Raw genomic sequence first — 16,582 nt, 5'->3', positions numbered from 1 at the left:
TTCTGATGGTGTTGCCTTTGGGGGAACAAGTCTCTTGATCATTATCTCTACAGGTATCGAAGGAATCAAGCAATTGGAAGGTTACCTATTGAAACGTAAGTATGTTGGTTTCATGGATAGAACAGAATAAAAGTATTTACTGATGCTCTTCGAAAATCTCTTCAAACCACGTCCGCTTTATCTGCAACCTCAAAGCAGTGCTTTGAGCAACCTGCGGCTAGTTTCCTAGTTTGCTCTTTGATTTTCATTGAGTATAAAAAGCCTCTTCCCAAGGGAAAGAGGACTAAATCTTATTGATGAACAGCTTGAGCTGCTGTGATGAGAGTCAAATTGTAAACATCTTCTGCACTACATCCACGTGAAAGGTCATTAACTGGCTTATTCAAACCTTGTAAAACAGGTCCCACAGCTGAGAAACCACCGAGACGTTCTGCAATCTTGTAACCGATATTTCCAGCTTCGATACTTGGGAAAATAAATACAGTTGCTTGTCCAGCAACTTTACTTCCTGGAGCTTTTAAAGCTGCCGTTTCAGGGTGGAAGGCAGCGTCAAATTGCAATTCCCCATCTATTTCAAGATCTGGGCGTAGTTCGTGCGCACGTTGTGTAGCTGCTACTACCTTATCAACGTTATCACCAAAACCAGAACCTTTACTTGAATAGCTCAACATAGCAATTTTTGGTTCTATACCAAACATTTTCGCAGTGATTGCTGAATTAATCGCAATTTCAGCCAAGGCATCTGCATCAGGATTGATATTGATAGCACAGTCACCAAATAGGTAACGTTCTGAACCACGAGTCATTAGGAAGGCACCTGAAGTACGAGTAACATTAGGACGAGTTTTAATGATTTGAAGGGCTGGACGAACTGTTGCAGCAGTTGAGTGAAGTGCACCTGAAACCATACCGTCAACCAAGCCCATATATACTAGCATTACACCAAAGTAGTTAACGTCTTCACGTAAGAGTCTAGTAGCTTCTTCTTCTGATATCTTACCGTTTCGACGTTCAACGAGCGCAGCAACCATTTCGTCAAACTTAGCGTAGTGGTCAGGATCGATGACTTCATAACCCTCGTGAATCCCTTCAATTTCAAGGTAAATTTTAATTTTTTCTGGTTTACCAAGCAAGACTGGAATAACATCTGTTTCTTTTACCAAGCGTTTCGTAGCTTGAAGAATACGAGGTTCTTTTCCTTCAGGTAGAACGATGCGGACATTTTTACCAACTAGGTTGGCTCTTAGACTTTCAAAAACTTCCATGAGTTTTCTCCTTTAAAATAATAAATTATACTCTAATATATTTTATTGAGTATTAGTTGATAACTGTTTAATAAGGTTACTGAAATCATCCGGCAAGAGACTTGATACCTGCAAGTCTTGCTCTAAAAATGGATGATAAAAGGATAGGTAATGGCAATGCAGGGCCTGACGTTGAATGCCGTCGTCCAGACTACCTCCGTACAAATCATCGCCCAACAAAGGGAAACCAATATGAGAAAAATGGACTCGGATTTGGTGGGTACGTCCAGTATGCAGGCGAATGTCGACCAAGTGGATATTTCCATAAGAAGCGACAATCTTGTAGGAAGTATGGGCGTACTTCCCACCTTTAGCTACTCTTCTAGTGATAATAGAGTCTTCATCACGCGCAATCGGAGCAATAATTTCTCCTTCAGGCTCTAAATATCCATCTCCTTTAACCAGAGCAAAGTAGCGTTTTTCAATGGACTTCTTCTGCAACTGCTTGTCTAATCGTGCATGGGCATAGCCGTGCTTGGCAAAGAGCATCAAGCCAGAAGTATCTCTATCAAGCCTGGTTACAATGTGAACCTGCTGATTTTCATAATTTTGCTTGACGTAGTAACCCTTGATAAAATTGGCAATGGTATTGGAGTGGTTAACACTAGGAATAGAAGCAACTCCATAGGATTTATTCAAGACTAGAAAATGGTCATCCTCATAGAGAATATCCAGTGGGCGCTCGATAGCTTCCAGAGTTTCAAAACCTTCCTCAGCAGGAATATCAATGGTAACGCGGTCTCCAATGTCCAATAGATAAGTTGCATTTTGCGGTTGGTCATTGACTAGAATAGCTCCACCTCGAAACTTAATCTTGGCCAAAAGTCCCTTAGAAACCTCGTGCTTTTTTAAGAAGGTCTTAACCTTGACATGCTCATCTGCGATAAATTCAAACCTCATTCGTCCACCTCGCCGATAAAGGCATCTTTAACGCGGTTCCAGAAGCTGGTATGGCTAGGAGTCGCGACAAAGTGAATCTTATGATGATCAATTTGATACTCGATTCGCTCGATACTACGAAAAGAATAGACACTATTGTCAACCGAAATGGTGTGGTAATCATTTCTTGTTGGAATGAGTTCAATCTTATCCTTCTTAGGCACAATAATGGAAGAGCCCAGAGTTCGATAGACACGATTATTAAGGCTGGCAATTTCCGTTAATTGCAAAGCTTCAATGGTAGGGTGTAAAACAGCACCACCAAGAGACTTGTTATAGGCAGTGCTACCAGTCGGTGTCGAAACTGTTAAGCCATCTCCGCGAAAACGTTCAAAGGGAACACCATTGATGACAATATCTGCCACCATGGTTCGATCAGACCTGCGGATGCTGGCTTCATTGAGGGCACGAAAAATCTTGACCTCTCCATTTCCAAGAAAAACCTTCACATTTAGAACAGGGTAAGAAACCCTTGCTCCGGTATCTAGCTGCAAATTGGTCATTAACTTATCCAACTCAAAATCACGATAATCGGTATAAAAGCCCAGATGTCCTGTATGAAGACCGATAAAGCGTACCTTATCAAGTTGGTCTTCGTACTTATGAAAGGCCGACAAGAGCATGCCATCTCCACCAATGGAAATGACAATGTCCGGACTGCTATCATTGAGTATAAACTGATTTCTCTTCAAACGATCTCGCAATTCATACAAAACCCTTTGACTCTGCGGTTTTCTATTGGCTATCAGATCAATTCGTTTACCTGTATTCTTCATCTGTATCGTCACTGTTTCCTACACCGTCATTTAATTTTCTACTCAAGGGATCAAAAAGAGCCTGGGCTTCCTGGATATCATCACGAATTTCACCCATTTCTTCATCCAACTGATGGGCGATTCTAGCTGTAATTTCCAGTCGCTTCTTAATCTCATCTGGGAAATCCCCTTGGTACTTGTAGTTGAGAGAATGTTCTATCGTTGCCCAGAAATTCATGGCCAAGGTACGAATTTGAATTTCTGCCAAAATGGTCTTGGCTCCATTGATGGTATCAACCGTATATTCTACTACCACATGATAGGAACGGTAGCCTGAAGCCTTTCGATGAGTAATGTAATCTCGCTCCTGTATGATTCGCATATCCTGACGCTTATGCAAAATCTCCACTACTTCCTTGACGTCATCTACAAACTGAACCATCACACGTAAGCCAGCAATATCCTGCAAATCGTGCTCTAAGGTCGCATAAGTAATGCCACGACGAGCCATTTTTTCTTTGATGCTCTCAATTGGCTTGACCCGACCCGTCACAAACTCAATCGGAGAATGCTTATTTTGCTTACGATATTGCTTGCGAATACCACGAAGTTTAATCTTTAACTCACCAACAGCTTGAATGTAAGGATCTAGAAATTCTTCCCATTCTAAGGTCATATATTCTCCCTTGTTCTCATATTATCCGTCAAAAATATCTTTGATTTTTTCTCCAGATTCATATACAATAAATACAATGCTTATTATACCATAAATCCGCTTTCAACGATAAAGAAAAGGTAAGAAAAATGAAACATTTAGAAATTGAATTGAAAACACTCTTGAAAAAAGATGAATATAACCGTCTAAAAGACCAGTTCACAGGTGTCACTCCTGTTCTTCAAAAAAATTACTACATCGACACGCCTGATTTTGAACTGCGAGAAAAGAAAGTCGCTATGCGCATTCGAACCTTTGAAGACTGGGCTGAGTTGACACTCAAAGTCCCGCAGAGTGTTGGAAACATGGAATACAACCAAAAATTGCAACTAAAAGATGCTGAAAACTATCTGTCTAAGGAAGAACTTCCTCAAGGGCTAGTACTGGATGAATTGGCGAAACATGGCATCCAAAGCAAGAACTGGCAGGTACTTGGTTGTCTAACAACACTTCGCTATGAAATGCAAACATCTATTGGTCTCATGGCTCTGGATGAAAGTCAATACTTTGATATGACGGATTACGAATTGGAGCTTGAAGTGGAAAATCACGAGCAAGGCAAACAGGATTTCCAACAATTTTTAGAGAAAAATCAGATTTCCTATCAAAAAGCTACTTCAAAATTGGTTCGATTTGTCAAAAGTATGAAAAATAGCTGAAATAATCTCCATTTTTTGGTAAAATAGAAAAGATAAAAATACACGAATCCCAGTTCATATATGTAAGGCAAATATCACTAGGATTTATAAAGTTTACAGAGGACGGTCTATAATGTCAGATAGAAAAAACATGAAACTTTTCGCACTCAACTCTAACCAAGAGATTGCACAGAAAATTGCTGAAGCTGTTGGTGTCCCACTTGGAAAACTATCATCACGTCAATTTTCAGACGGAGAAATCCAAGTGAATATTGAAGAAAGTGTCCGTGGTTATGATGTTTACATCATCCAATCAACAAGTTTCCCTGTCAACAACCACCTAATGGAATTGTTAATCATGGTCGACGCTTGTGTGCGCGCAAGTGCCCACAGTATCAACGTTGTCCTTCCATATTTTGGCTATGCACGTCAAGACCGCATTGCTTGTCCTCGTGAGCCACTTACAGCAAAACTAGTTGCCAATATGCTGGTTAAGGCTGGGGTTGATCGTATCCTGACTCTTGATTTGCATGCCGTTCAGGTCCAAGGTTTCTTTGATATTCCAGTGGATAATCTTTTCACTGTTCCCCTATTTGCAAAACATTACTGCGATAAGGGACTACTCGGTTCAGATGTTGTTGTCGTTAGCCCTAAAAATTCAGGTGTAAAACGTGCTCGTAGCCTGGCTGAATATCTTGATGCTCCTATCGCCATTATCGACTACCCTCAGGATGATGCAACTCGCAACGAAGGTTATATTATCGGTGATGTTGAAGGTAAACAAGCCATCTTGATTGATGATATTCTTAATACAGGACGTACCTTCTCTGAAGCTGCTAAAATCGTTGAACGTGAAGGAGCTACAGAAATTTATGCTGTTTCTAGCCACGGTCTCTTCGTTGAAGGAGCTGCTGAACTTCTTGACAATACTAAGATTAAAGAAATTCTTGTGACTGATTCAGTAGCAACAAAAGAAAAAACTCCTAAAAACGTATGCTACATCACTGCTAGTGAGTTAATTGGTGACGCTATCGTACGTATCCACGAAAGAAAACCAGTCAGCCCACTCTTTGCTTACAACAAAAAGAAATAAGGTGATTCTTTGATTTATTTGGACAATGCTGCAACGACTCCTATGTCAGCAGTTGCTATTTCAGCTATGACCAAGGTTTTACAAGAAACCCATGGCAATCCTTCTAGTATTCATGGACATGGTCGTCAAGCTGGCAAACTCTTGCGAGAAGCCCGTCAGGAACTAGCTCAGTTACTGGGGACAAAACCTCAACATATCTTTTTCACTTCTGGTGGGACTGAAGGCAACAATACTGCTATCATTGGCTACTGCCTTCGTCACCAAGAACAAGGAAAACATATCATCACAACTGCCATTGAGCACCATGCTGTCCTTGAAACCATTGATTACTTGGTTCAGCACTTTGGGTTTGAAGCAACCATTATCCAGCCAGAAAATCAGGAAATCACTGCCCAGCAAATTCAAGAGGCCTTACGTGACGATACGATTTTGGTTTCTACCATGTTTGCTAATAATGAGACAGGAAACCTACTTCCCATTGCTGAAATTGGCCAAATACTCAAGCAACACCCTGCTGCCTATCATGTTGATGCAGTTCAGGTTATTGGTAAAATCCCTATACATCCAGAAGAATTGGGCATTGATTTTCTCACTGCTTCTGCCCACAAGTTCCATGGCCCTAAGGGAATCGGCTTTCTCTACGCATCTAGCATGGACTTTGATTCTTATCTACATGGCGGAGACCAAGAACAGAAAAAACGTGCAGGGACTGAAAATCTAGCTGCCATCGTGGGTATGGTTGCAGCCCTAAAAGAAGACCTCGAAAAACAAGAAGAACATTTTCAACATGTACAAAATCTAGAGACTGCCTTTCTGGCAGAGCTAGAGGGAATTCAGTATTACCTGAATAGAGGACAACATCATCTTCCTTATGTTCTCAATATTGGATTTCCTGGCCAGAAAAATGACCTCTTACTCCTTCGTCTAGATTTGGCTGGAATTTCTATCTCTACTGGTTCAGCCTGTACTGCGGGCATTGTACAATCCAGCCATGTTCTCGAAGCCATGTACGGGGCAAATTCAGAACGCTTGAAAGAATCCGTTCGCATCAGTTTGTCGTCAGAAAATACTGTTGAAGACCTACATACCCTCGCAAAAACCTTAAAAGAAATTATCGGAGGTTAGCCATATGGCATTTGAAAAAACCATTCTGTTAAAAAATTGTCGTTACGACTACACTCTTAGCCCTTCTGTTAAAAAATTCACCCTTAAGGACAACACCTTTTTTGAGACTAAGGTTGGTAACTATGAATTGACTCGCCTACTTGAAAAAGTGCCAAACAGCGGTGAAGGCTTCCAACTCAAAATCATCATTAACAAGGAACTTACAGGTGCTAAAATCAATATCACTGACAAGTTTGGCCTTCGTCTAGTTGATATTTTCAAATCAGAAGATCACCACATTCATCAGGAAAAATTCTATTTCCTCATGGATAGCTTAGTAGAACGTGGTGTCTTTACAAAATCGGAAAGATAGAGCCAAAATGTTTGAACTGACCTATAAGGACAGCTATCATGTAGAGCGTACACTCAAGTATGAAGATTATGAGGCTCTCATGCTAGCTTTGTCAGGATGTGTGACTCTACCAGATACACTTTATGTGACTTCTTTGACTTTTAAGGGCCAGGAAGTTTATCAGGGTCTGGTCGGAGACCTCTACCGTTTTCTATCACATGCAGATTTTTTACATCAAAACTAAGATTTTTCTTAGTTTTTTCTTGTTTTTGTTGATTTTTTCACAATGTTTCTATAAAATAGAAGAATAGAAAGGTTGTGATTTTGTGAAAGATAAACAGTCTGCTATTCCAAAAGCTACAGCAAAAAGACTCTCTCTCTACTATCGAATTTTTAAGAGATTTCATGCAGAAAAGATTGAACGTGCCAACTCTAAGCAAATTGCAGAGGCTATCGGTATTGATTCAGCGACCGTACGTCGTGATTTTTCCTATTTTGGTGAACTAGGTCGTCGTGGTTTTGGCTATGATGTCAAAAAACTGATGACGTTTTTTGCCGATTTGCTTAATGATAACTCCATCACCAATGTCATGCTGGTTGGTATTGGAAATATGGGCCATGCCCTTCTCCACTACCGCTTTCATGAGCGTAACAAGATGAAGATTATCATGGCCTTTGACCTAGATGACCATCCTGAAGTCGGTAGCCAAACTCCTGATGGAATTCCCATTTACGGAATTTCTCAAATCAAGGATAAAATCAAGGATGCTGATGTGAAGACTGCTATCCTGACAGTTCCCAGCGTCAAGTCACAAGAGGTTGCCAATCTCTTGGTAGATGCTGGCGTGAAAGGAATTCTCAGTTTTTCACCAGTCCATCTGCATTTACCAAAAGACGTGGTCGTTCAGTATGTCGATTTGACAAGTGAACTCCAAACTCTCCTCTACTTCATGCGAAAAGAGGATTAGAAAGCGAAAATCATTTTATGAAAAAACCAGTTATAGGGATTACAGGAAACGAAAAAACTCATCCAGATGATGACATCATGATGAGCTACGCAGCAAAAGGCTTTGTTGAAGGCGTTAAAGACGCTGGAGGGATTCCCATCATCCTACCGATTGGTGATCAAGAAATGGCTAGCCACTATATCAATTTGATTGACAAGCTCATCTTGACAGGTGGGCAAAATGTTGATCCAAAATTCTATGGTGAACCAAAAACTATTGATAGCGATGACTACCACCTTCAAAGAGATATCTTCGAACTGGCCCTCATCAAGGAAGCTATTAAACAGAAAAAGCCAGTTTTTTCTGTCTGTCGTGGGACTCAGCTTTTTAACGTTGCCATGGGCGGAACTCTGTACCAAGATATCGAAGACCACTGGCAGGATTGTTCTGCCGAATACACAACTCAACGCTTGGTAACAGAACCTGATACTATTCTTCGAGAAATCTATGGAGAAATCTCCCATATCAACTCCTTCCACCATCAGAGTATTAAGGATTTAGCACCTAACTTAAAGATTGCAGCTCATGATCCTAAAGATGGTATCATTGAGGCTGTCATGAGTACGGATGATGTTGCCTTTCTCGGTGTCCAATGGCATCCAGAGTTTCTATTTGAAAATCGTACAAAAGATAAAAACCTCTTTGACTATGTCGTTAATGAACTTTAGATTAAATCCGTCTTTTCACGATAACTAAAGTAACTGGAGTGAGAGACAATCAAATGGTCCAAGAGAACAATCCCCATCAGGTCGCAGGCTTCTTTGACAAGTTTAGTAACATGATCATCATTTCGACTAGGTGCTACCGCTCCTGAAGGATGATTGTGGACCAAGATAAGTGAAGTCGCCATATGCTTGATTGCATAGTGAAGAATCTCTCGCGGTTCAGCGATACTACGAGTTGCAGAACCGATAAAAATGGTCTGTTGATGGATGATTTGATTTTGAGTATTGAGATAGAGCGCCACCAAGTGCTCTTGTTTTTTATGTCCCAACTCCTGTTGCATCTTCTTGGCTAACTTTTGACTGCTGAGAATACTTTCCATCTCAAGGGTTTCGTGTTTGTGAATACGATGCCCCAGTTCAATCATAGCTTGTAACTCTATGGCCTTAACACGGCCGATACCAGACAGACTCTGCAATTCCTGCAGGGTCATTTTTTTCAAATCCGTTAGCCTTGAAAGGTTGTTCAAAACTTTCTGGGCAATTTCAAAAACGCTAGCCTGACGTGTTCCTGTTCTGAGTAAAATAGCTAGCAACTCTTGGTTACTGAGCGCTTCCACTCCTTCTTGAGCCAGTCTTTCTCTTGGTAATAATGAATCTTCTTGGAATGAAATACTGTACATAAAAATCCTCCTCACTTTATTATTCGTGAGAAGGATGAAAAATTAGATTTTTTTCTCAATTGGGGCTACACTAGCTAAAAGTTTTTTCAAACCTACTTCTGGGAAATTGATTTTCAATTCCTGCGTAGCACCACTACCTGAAACTTCCAGAACAGTTCCCTCTCCCCATTTCTTGTGGAGGGCAATGTCACCAATGGACCAATTCGTCTCGCTAGAAGCTGATTTTGCTCCAGCTGTAAATTGACCAAATGGAAGACCGCTTGACTGGATAGTTTTTGGTGCTGCACTGCGTTTACGGTCTTGAAGAGCCTGAGCCAAACTCATACCATGACCGAAGGCAAGACCACCACTGCTATATGATGCCTTAAAGCTTGTATTTGCTGGACGAGCCAGACCTTGATACTCAAGTAAGTCCGAGCTGATTTCGTTAATAAAACGAGTGGGACGGTTGTAGTTGGTACGACCAAAAAGCAGGCGCGAGTTGGCATTTGTCAGATAGAGGATTTTCTCTGCACGCGTGATACCTACATAGGCTAGACGGCGCTCTTCTTCCAATTCATCTTGATCTTCAGCTGCACGACTAAGTGGGAAGACATTTTCTTCCATCCCAATCAAAAAGACAACTGGAAACTCGAGACCTTTGGCAGCATGCAGGGTCATCAGGGTCACTTCTGATGTCTCCTGACTACCTGAATCTGTATCCGCAATCAAGGCTAAATCATTTAAGAAACGACTCAGCTTGTCCAGACCAGTTTCCTCTTCTGACCCATCAGAGGTGTCATCAAAGTTTTTCGTCACAGAAAGAAACTCTTCGATATTTTCAACTCGAGCCTTGCTTTCTAAGGTTGCTTGAGCATTAAGGATATCAACGTACCCTGTTTTTTCTAGAACTGCCTCAACCAACTCAGTAATGCTTAACTGGTCCAGTTGATCCCGCAAATCCAAAATCATATTTGCAAAATCCCAAATTGACTGGGCTGCTTTACCCTTGATACCAGACAACATAATATTGGCTGAAGCATCTAGCATAGACATGTCTTGCATATTGGCAAAGTCACGGATTTTCTCAACTGTACCTGGACCAATTCCACGTTTCGGTTCGTTGATAATACGCTCAAAACTAATATTATCACTCAAATTAGCAATGAGGTTGAGGTAAGCGATAATATCTCGGATTTCCTTACGGCTGTAGAACTTGGTTCCTCCGACCATGGTATAAGGAATATTGGACTTGAGCAGGGCTTCCTCAATAGTACGGGACTGCGCATTAGTCCGATAGAGAACTGCAAAATCCTTGTGAAGGAAGTTTTGACTCCGACCAAGTTCATCGATGGTTTTGGCTACAAATACAGCCTCATCTAGTTCATCATTGGCACGATAGTAAACGATTTGCTCCCCATCAGCATTTTGAGTCCAGAGATTCTTAGGACGACGGTTTTTATTGTTTTTAATGACCTCGTTGGCCGCTTGGAGAATGGTTTTGGTGGAACGATAATTCTCCTCCAACAAAACTACCTTGGCTTGAGGATAATCCTTTTCAAAATCCAAGATGTTCTGCATATCAGCACCACGCCAGCCGTAGATAGACTGATCCGCATCCCCAACCACACAGATATTTTTAAAGCGAGACGCTAAGAGTTTGACTAGTTGGTACTGGGCATGGTTGGTATCTTGGTACTCATCAACGTGGATGTATTGGAATTTCTGTTGATAGTAAGTCAAAACATCAGGATTTTGATCAAAGAGACGCAGGGTCAGCATAATCAAATCATCAAAGTCAACCGACTCCGACTGACGAAGCTCTTTTTGATAAGCAGTGTAACACTGGGACACGATTTGCGTATACATATCGCCAGCTTGAGCAGTATAGGCAACATCATCAATCAAATCATTCTTAGCATTGGAAATGGTCCCCAAAATAGTTCGTTCATTCCATTTTTTAGGATCCAAGTTCAACTGCTTGAGAATGCGTTTCATGAGAGTTCGCTGCTCCCCTGGATCTACAATAGTAAAATTGCGGTTGTAGCCAATATGATCCGCATCGCGACGCAAAATACGCACACACATGGAGTGGAAGGTCGCAATCAGACAGTCCTGAGTGGCTGGATTAAGGTTATAAGCACGCTCTTTCATCTCACGCGCAGCCTTATTAGTAAAGGTAATGGCCAAGATATTCCACGGATTGATCAGCTTTTCATCAATCAGATAAGCAATACGGTGGGTCAAAACTCGGGTCTTTCCAGAGCCAGCCCCCGCCATAATCAACAAGGGACCTTCTGTCGTTTGCACCGCCTCAGCCTGACGGTCATTCATTCCATTCAATAATGCGTTCATCTTCTCTTCCTTACTCTTGAAGTCAATATTTCTATTATATCAGAATTCAGGGAAAATAGAAACTTTACGGGGAGTAGCAAAATATAGTGGATTGAAACTAGAATACTACACTGTAGGTTTCTAAAACACTCAACTCTTTCATTCAATTTTTTCATAAACTAGCTCAATACTTCAATATGAAAAAGGTAAATTTAAGATTGGCAATACGAACGTTAAACAGAATTTCATTGCTCTTTTTAGAATCAAAACGACAATATTGTGGAACCTCTACAGAAACAATAGATTGCGACACTAAAATATTCTCCCCTAGTTTTGCTTTACTAATAGTATATAGGAGGAGAGCCCTGAATCCTAGATCCTCTGTTATAATGTCGTTACAAACAAAGTTGAAGAAAATCTTAAAATCAGAAAAACGCATTATACCAGGCATTAAAAGCTTGATACAATACGTTTTATTATAAAAAGATCTACTGGATTTTTTATCAAAATAAACTTCCAGTAGTCTTTTCACTTTTTATTAATAAGTTCCTTCTTCACCTTGACTAGTCAAGATAACAGGACCATCTTTCGTAATGACAAATTGGTGTTCATATTGACAAGATAGTCCACCGTCAATGGTCTTATGCGCCCAGCCGGTCTTCATATCTGTATCAATTTCCCAGTCACCTGTATTGATCATTGGTTCAATAGTCAAGACCATTCCTTCACGAAGACGGAGTCCTCGACCTGCAATACCATAGTTAGGAACCATTGGTTCTTCGTGCATAGTTGGGCCAACACCATGACCAACCAAATCACGCACTACACCGTAACCACGACTTTCAGCATATTCTTGAATAGCCGCTCCAATATCACCGATACGGTTTCCAACAACAGCTTGCTCAATCCCCTTGTACATAGCTTCTTTGGTTACATCCATCAAATTTTTGACTTCTTCGGACGGTGTACCTACAGCATAAGCCCAACAAGAGTCTGCCAGACCACCAGAATAGCTCTGAGTGTATTTTTTCATTTGCTCAACATTGTTGAAGTTTAATTTTGAGACATTCAAATCAGATTTAGCAATTGGGCCTCCCAAAACCATATCAACTTTGAGCAAATCACCATCTTTCAAGATATAGTGACGAGGGAAAGCGTGAGCTACTTCATCGTTAAGAGAGCAACAGGTAGCATAAGGATAGTCCATCATTGCACCGTCAACCCCAATCTGAAGCGGAAGGAAATTTTCTTCCTTACAACGACGGCGGACATACTCTTCAACTTCCCACATATCTACGCCAGGCTTAATCAAATCACGTAAGCCGATATGAATACTTGCTAGAAAATCACCGGCCTTATCCATAGCTTCGATTTCACGAGCTGATTTTAATGTTATCATTTTTTCTCCTAGTTTCTAATTAATTTTAACGGTTACATTTGCTTTTGAAACAATCTGGTGACCATGATAAATATCGTAGTCAATAATAGCTGATCGTCTCGTATGATGAATAATCCGTGCTTGAATGCGCAGTATATCATCTATCTGAACAGCCTGCAAAAAGTAGATCAGCATTTGCTCGATAATGAGATTGCGGCCACTATTCACAACCAAATCTTGGGTCATGTGAGTCAGTATCTCCGCCAATACACCGTTAGCTAAAACACCGTTTTTCTCAAGCATAAAGGGTTCCACTGTAATCACTACTTCATCATGGTGATAAGAAAGTTTTTGTCCAATCTGCTCAGAAAAAGTCGGTAGAGCCGAAACTTGGGAACGGCTCATCTTCTCCATGACATCTCGTCGTGTCACAACTCCAAGCAAGGTTTGATTATTCCGAACAACTGGTACCATTTCAAAGTCTTCAGCAATCATCCGTTGACTAACATTGGCAATATTTGTCGATAATCCAACTAAAAATAGACTACGCGACATAACCTTGTCAATTGTGGTACTTGGTGACTTATCGCCCGCATCTCTCATAGTTACAACTCCAACGACAACCTGATGTTGGTTAATAACTGGAAAACGACTGCTTCGATTCTTACGAACTAAGTCCAAATAATCTTTAACAGTGTCTGTCTCTCTCAGAAAACCATACTCATGACTTGGATGATAAAGCTTCTCAACAGTTAAAATATCCGTTTTGATTTGGACATTTGACAAGGCTTTATTGATCATGGTCGCGACAGTGAAAGTATCATGCTTGCTTCTCAGAACAGGAATCCCTTTTTGATTGGCCAGTTTAAGTACATCATCATGAACCTGAAATCCCCCTGTAACCAGAACGGCATTTTCATTTTCCAAGGCTAGCAACTGAATACGGGTTCGGTCTCCGACAATCAAGAGCCCCCCATCGTGAAGGTAGGACAGGATATTTTGTTCAGTCATGGCACCAATTGAAAACTTACTAAATTCTCTATCTAAACCTTCTTGCCCAGCCAGAACCTCAGAAGAAGTCACTTCTGCAATTTCAGCAAAAGTTAATCTTTCAATCGCAACTTTCTGGGATTTGACGCGGATTGTTCCACTTCTAGGACGGGTCTCCACAATTCCACGGTTTTCAGCTTCTTTAATGGCCCGATAGGCAGTTCCATCACTGACTCCCAGATGATTTGAAATACTACGAACACTGACCCTTTTACCTACTGGTAATTCTTCCAAATAGCTTAGAATTTCCTGATGCTTACTCATTGAATTCTCCTTTTACATACCGAAATTCAAGATAATCCCGCATTTTTCTTGTGTAACGATCACTTCCCTTAAACTGACGAAACAAACTAAATCCAGATTTAAGAGCAACCTTTTGACTAGCTTCATTTTCAAGGTGGGTAATGATGGATAATTGTTTTAAGTCAAATTCCTCAAAAGAAAGCTGACAAATTTTTCTAACAACCTCTGTCATAAATCCTTGAGACCAAGCATCTTTTCTCAAAAAATAGCCAAGCTCAGCTTCTTTTTTGATTTCATCTAACTTCTCAAATTTAATAGAACCAATCATTTGTTGATTTTTCTGGTCACAAATTGCCCATACTCCCAAAGGGGACTTCATAAAGTAATTGGCCAACGCATATTGACTCTCTTCCAGACTTGCCTGAGTTGGGAAAATAAATTGTAAATTTTCAGGATTTGAGGCTATCTCATGGAAGTCTTGACTATCACTAAAAAAGAAAGGACGCAAATACAAGCGATCCGTTTCAAAAAAAGAAAACATTGCTAATTTGGTCCAAATATTCATAAACACCTCTACGGTTTAATCCTCAACAAGTGTAATATCCGCTCCTAGATTACGTAATTTTTCGATAATATCAGAATAACCACGTAAGATAAACTCGATATTGGTAATTTCAGTTTGTCCCTCGGCCATCAAACCAGCAATAACCAAAGCTGCACCAGCTCTTAAGTCGGTCGCTTTAACACTGGCTCCACGCAAATTACGTCCACCCGTGTACAAAATATGACCATTTGTTGTCGAAATATCCGCATCCATCTTTGCTAGTTCAAAAACATGATTTACACGTTTTTCGTAAATCGTATCGACAATTGTACCACGACCATTCGCTCTTAGTAAAAGAGGGGTAAGCGGTTGTTGCAAATCAGTTGCAAAGCCTGGGTAAGGAGCTGTCTTAATATTGATTGCTTTCAAATTAGACTGCTCTTCGACAAAAATGCTGTCTTCAGATACAGTCATTCTCACTCCCATTTCTTCCAGCTTAGCAATAAATCCTTCTAGGTGTTCGTAAAGAACATTATTGATACGAATTCCTTTACCAACTGCAGCAGCTAAAGAAATATATGTTCCAGCTTCAATACGATCTGGAATCACCTGATGACGGGTTCCATGTAATCTTTCAACACCATCAATAATGATGATATTAGTTCCTGCCCCACGGATATGGGCACCCATATTATTCAAGAGAGTAGCTACATCAATAATCTCAGGTTCACGGGCTGCATTTTCAATAATAGTACGACCATTCGCTTTAACCGCAGCAATCATCGTATTGATCGTTGCCCCTACACTAACCGTATCCATGTAAATACTTGCACCATGAAGTCCTGTATCTTTAGCAGATAACTTCATGTTATCTCCCTCGTAGCTAACAGTGGCACCCATAGCTTCAAACGCCTTAAGGTGTAAGTCAATCGGACGAGGACCAAGATCACATCCTCCCGGTAGGCCAACTGTCGCTTCACCAAAACGGCCTAAGAGGCTCCCATAAAAATAGTAAGATGCACGAAGACTGTTAATTTTCCCATAAGGCATTGGAATATTTTGAACACCTCTTGGATCAATCTCCAAGACATCGTCATAACGTTTAACAGTAGCTCCCATCAATTCCATGATTTCGACAAGACTTGCTACATCCGAAATATCTGGAACGCAATCTAAAGTCACCACATCATCAGCCAAGATAATAGCCGGAATTAAGGCTACAACACTATTTTTAGCACCACTAATAGTGATTTCACCTTGTAGTGGTAATCCACCATTGATAACAATTTTTCTCATTCTAAGTTTTCAATACTCTTTCAAGATTTCTAATAAGGTCTTTAAAATAAATTATATCATAAATGCAACCTTTTTTCCATCCTTTTCAATTTTATTGGATAAATCAGAGTTGATGATTTAGTCACTGATACTCAATGAAAATCAAAGAGCAAACTAGGAAGCTAGCCGCAGGCTGCTCAAAACACTGTTTTGAGGTTGTAGATAAGACTGACGAAGTCAGTCACATATATACGGCAAGGCGATATTGACGTGATTTGAAGAGATTTTCGAAGAGTATAATCTTTCTCGAATCGCTATTGCCCCTTTTTTGCCCCCTGAAATCGAGTAGGAGCTAAGACTAACCCCCTTATCTAAGTATCGGAATACGGCTGTTCAACTAAACTTTAGAAAGAACTTCTCCCCCTTCTCTCAGTTCACAGAAGCGTTTTATACATAGCGTCCTATATTTCATGAACAAGACGTTTTCAGGCTAGCATCCTATCAGACAATCTATTTTAAAGATAACC

At 40.5% G+C, this 16,582-nt stretch carries 17 protein-coding genes; 7 read left to right on the top strand and 10 right to left on the bottom strand.

What is annotated here, in order from left to right; genetic code table 11:
• Window positions 1-290 precede the first annotated feature (290 nt).
• Genes pta through HT711_RS01835 form a run of 4 tightly spaced genes read right to left on the bottom strand, consistent with a single transcriptional unit; the run spans window position 291 to window position 3,674 of the window.
• Entirely contained in the window at window positions 291-1,265 is a 975-nt protein-coding gene (pta, locus tag HT711_RS01850; protein WP_173217834.1) for a phosphate acetyltransferase, read from the bottom strand.
• Window positions 1,266-1,307: 42 nt separating this feature from the next.
• Window positions 1,308-2,204: an RluA family pseudouridine synthase gene (locus HT711_RS01845; RefSeq protein ID WP_173234045.1), complete on the bottom strand. Its 897-nt coding sequence runs from the start codon at window positions 2,202-2,204 to the stop codon at window positions 1,308-1,310.
• On the bottom strand, window positions 2,201-3,019 hold the full coding sequence (locus HT711_RS01840; protein WP_000799049.1) for an NAD kinase: 819 nt from the start codon (window positions 3,017-3,019) through the stop codon (window positions 2,201-2,203). Before HT711_RS01840 ends, HT711_RS01845 begins: the two co-directional genes overlap by 4 nt.
• The gene (locus HT711_RS01835) at window positions 3,003-3,674 is read right to left on the bottom strand and encodes a GTP pyrophosphokinase family protein (protein ID WP_000171681.1); all 672 of its coding nucleotides are present in this window, start codon (window positions 3,672-3,674) and stop codon (window positions 3,003-3,005) included. The genes HT711_RS01840 and HT711_RS01835 overlap by 17 nt, the downstream gene beginning before the upstream one ends.
• A gap of 128 nt (window positions 3,675-3,802) precedes the next feature.
• Here HT711_RS01835 and HT711_RS01830 point away from each other — a divergent pair, with 128 nt between their 5' ends.
• The 7 genes from HT711_RS01830 (at window position 3,803) to HT711_RS01800 (ending at window position 8,575) form a co-directional block, all read left to right on the top strand.
• Complete coding sequence (locus tag HT711_RS01830; protein WP_173234043.1) at window positions 3,803-4,372, top strand: CYTH domain-containing protein; 570 nt, start codon at window positions 3,803-3,805, stop codon at window positions 4,370-4,372.
• A gap of 112 nt (window positions 4,373-4,484) precedes the next feature.
• Complete coding sequence (locus HT711_RS01825) at window positions 4,485-5,444, top strand: ribose-phosphate diphosphokinase (RefSeq protein ID WP_173234041.1); 960 nt, start codon at window positions 4,485-4,487, stop codon at window positions 5,442-5,444.
• Window positions 5,445-5,453: 9 nt separating this feature from the next.
• Window positions 5,454-6,569 (top strand): cysteine desulfurase family protein, encoded by a 1,116-nt coding sequence (locus HT711_RS01820; RefSeq protein WP_172931788.1) that lies wholly within the window; start codon window positions 5,454-5,456, stop codon window positions 6,567-6,569.
• 4 nt (window positions 6,570-6,573) lie between these two features.
• Entirely contained in the window at window positions 6,574-6,921 is a 348-nt protein-coding gene (locus HT711_RS01815; RefSeq protein ID WP_001864230.1) for a DUF1831 domain-containing protein, read from the top strand.
• A 7-nt stretch (window positions 6,922-6,928) separates the two neighbouring features.
• Window positions 6,929-7,144: a DUF4649 family protein gene (locus HT711_RS01810; protein WP_000462491.1), complete on the top strand. Its 216-nt coding sequence runs from the start codon at window positions 6,929-6,931 to the stop codon at window positions 7,142-7,144.
• An 82-nt stretch (window positions 7,145-7,226) separates the two neighbouring features.
• Window positions 7,227-7,868, top strand: coding sequence for a redox-sensing transcriptional repressor Rex (locus HT711_RS01805; protein WP_000653414.1), 642 nt, complete (start codon window positions 7,227-7,229; stop codon window positions 7,866-7,868).
• A 17-nt stretch (window positions 7,869-7,885) separates the two neighbouring features.
• Window positions 7,886-8,575 (top strand): gamma-glutamyl-gamma-aminobutyrate hydrolase family protein, encoded by a 690-nt coding sequence (locus tag HT711_RS01800; protein ID WP_173234038.1) that lies wholly within the window; start codon window positions 7,886-7,888, stop codon window positions 8,573-8,575.
• Here the strand turns inward: HT711_RS01800 and radC are convergent.
• The 6 genes from radC to HT711_RS01770 all read right to left on the bottom strand — a co-directional run bounded on the left by radC (window position 8,572) and on the right by HT711_RS01770 (window position 16,076).
• Complete coding sequence (gene radC / locus HT711_RS01795; protein WP_173234036.1) at window positions 8,572-9,252, bottom strand: DNA repair protein RadC; 681 nt, start codon at window positions 9,250-9,252, stop codon at window positions 8,572-8,574. The two genes, HT711_RS01800 and radC, sit on opposite strands and share 4 nt — an antisense overlap.
• Window positions 9,253-9,294: 42 nt before the next feature.
• Window positions 9,295-11,586, bottom strand: coding sequence for a DNA helicase PcrA (gene pcrA, locus HT711_RS01790; protein ID WP_112443667.1), 2,292 nt, complete (start codon window positions 11,584-11,586; stop codon window positions 9,295-9,297).
• Between the two features lie 517 nt (window positions 11,587-12,103).
• The gene (locus HT711_RS01785; protein ID WP_000631543.1) at window positions 12,104-12,964 is read right to left on the bottom strand and encodes a methionyl aminopeptidase; all 861 of its coding nucleotides are present in this window, start codon (window positions 12,962-12,964) and stop codon (window positions 12,104-12,106) included.
• A 15-nt stretch (window positions 12,965-12,979) separates the two neighbouring features.
• On the bottom strand, window positions 12,980-14,257 hold the full coding sequence (spxR, locus tag HT711_RS01780) for a CBS-HotDog domain-containing transcription factor SpxR (protein WP_173234034.1): 1,278 nt from the start codon (window positions 14,255-14,257) through the stop codon (window positions 12,980-12,982).
• Window positions 14,250-14,801, bottom strand: coding sequence for a GNAT family N-acetyltransferase (locus tag HT711_RS01775; protein ID WP_173234134.1), 552 nt, complete (start codon window positions 14,799-14,801; stop codon window positions 14,250-14,252). The genes spxR and HT711_RS01775 overlap by 8 nt, the downstream gene beginning before the upstream one ends.
• A 15-nt stretch (window positions 14,802-14,816) precedes the next feature.
• Window positions 14,817-16,076, bottom strand: coding sequence for a UDP-N-acetylglucosamine 1-carboxyvinyltransferase (locus HT711_RS01770; RefSeq protein WP_173234031.1), 1,260 nt, complete (start codon window positions 16,074-16,076; stop codon window positions 14,817-14,819).
• Between the last annotated feature and the right edge of the window lie 506 nt (window positions 16,077-16,582).

Origin of the sequence: Streptococcus sp. 1032 (assembly GCF_013277015.1) — a bacterium.
Lineage (GTDB): Bacteria > Bacillota > Bacilli > Lactobacillales > Streptococcaceae > Streptococcus.
Note: the sequence above shows the minus strand (reverse complement) of the source record. Positions and strands in the feature narration are given on the sequence as shown.

Excerpts from the sequence above, each read along its gene's own strand:
- HT711_RS01810 (WP_000462491.1), top strand. The coding sequence starts at position 6,929 with ATGTTTGAACTGACCTATAAGGACAGCTATCATGTAGAGCGTACACTC.
- pcrA (WP_112443667.1), bottom strand. The coding sequence starts at position 11,586 with ATGAACGCATTATTGAATGGAATGAATGACCGTCAGGCTGAGGCGGTG.
- HT711_RS01830 (WP_173234043.1), top strand. The coding sequence starts at position 3,803 with ATGAAACATTTAGAAATTGAATTGAAAACACTCTTGAAAAAAGATGAA.
- HT711_RS01785 (WP_000631543.1), bottom strand. The coding sequence starts at position 12,964 with ATGATAACATTAAAATCAGCTCGTGAAATCGAAGCTATGGATAAGGCC.
- HT711_RS01840 (WP_000799049.1), bottom strand. The coding sequence starts at position 3,019 with ATGAAGAATACAGGTAAACGAATTGATCTGATAGCCAATAGAAAACCG.
- HT711_RS01800 (WP_173234038.1), top strand. The coding sequence starts at position 7,886 with ATGAAAAAACCAGTTATAGGGATTACAGGAAACGAAAAAACTCATCCA.
- radC (WP_173234036.1), bottom strand. The coding sequence starts at position 9,252 with ATGTACAGTATTTCATTCCAAGAAGATTCATTATTACCAAGAGAAAGA.
- HT711_RS01825 (WP_173234041.1), top strand. The coding sequence starts at position 4,485 with ATGTCAGATAGAAAAAACATGAAACTTTTCGCACTCAACTCTAACCAA.
- HT711_RS01835 (WP_000171681.1), bottom strand. The coding sequence starts at position 3,674 with ATGACCTTAGAATGGGAAGAATTTCTAGATCCTTACATTCAAGCTGTT.
- HT711_RS01815 (WP_001864230.1), top strand. The coding sequence starts at position 6,574 with ATGGCATTTGAAAAAACCATTCTGTTAAAAAATTGTCGTTACGACTAC.
- HT711_RS01845 (WP_173234045.1), bottom strand. The coding sequence starts at position 2,204 with ATGAGGTTTGAATTTATCGCAGATGAGCATGTCAAGGTTAAGACCTTC.
- spxR (WP_173234034.1), bottom strand. The coding sequence starts at position 14,257 with ATGAGTAAGCATCAGGAAATTCTAAGCTATTTGGAAGAATTACCAGTA.
- HT711_RS01770 (WP_173234031.1), bottom strand. The coding sequence starts at position 16,076 with ATGAGAAAAATTGTTATCAATGGTGGATTACCACTACAAGGTGAAATC.
- pta (WP_173217834.1), bottom strand. The coding sequence starts at position 1,265 with ATGGAAGTTTTTGAAAGTCTAAGAGCCAACCTAGTTGGTAAAAATGTC.
- HT711_RS01775 (WP_173234134.1), bottom strand. The coding sequence starts at position 14,801 with ATGAATATTTGGACCAAATTAGCAATGTTTTCTTTTTTTGAAACGGAT.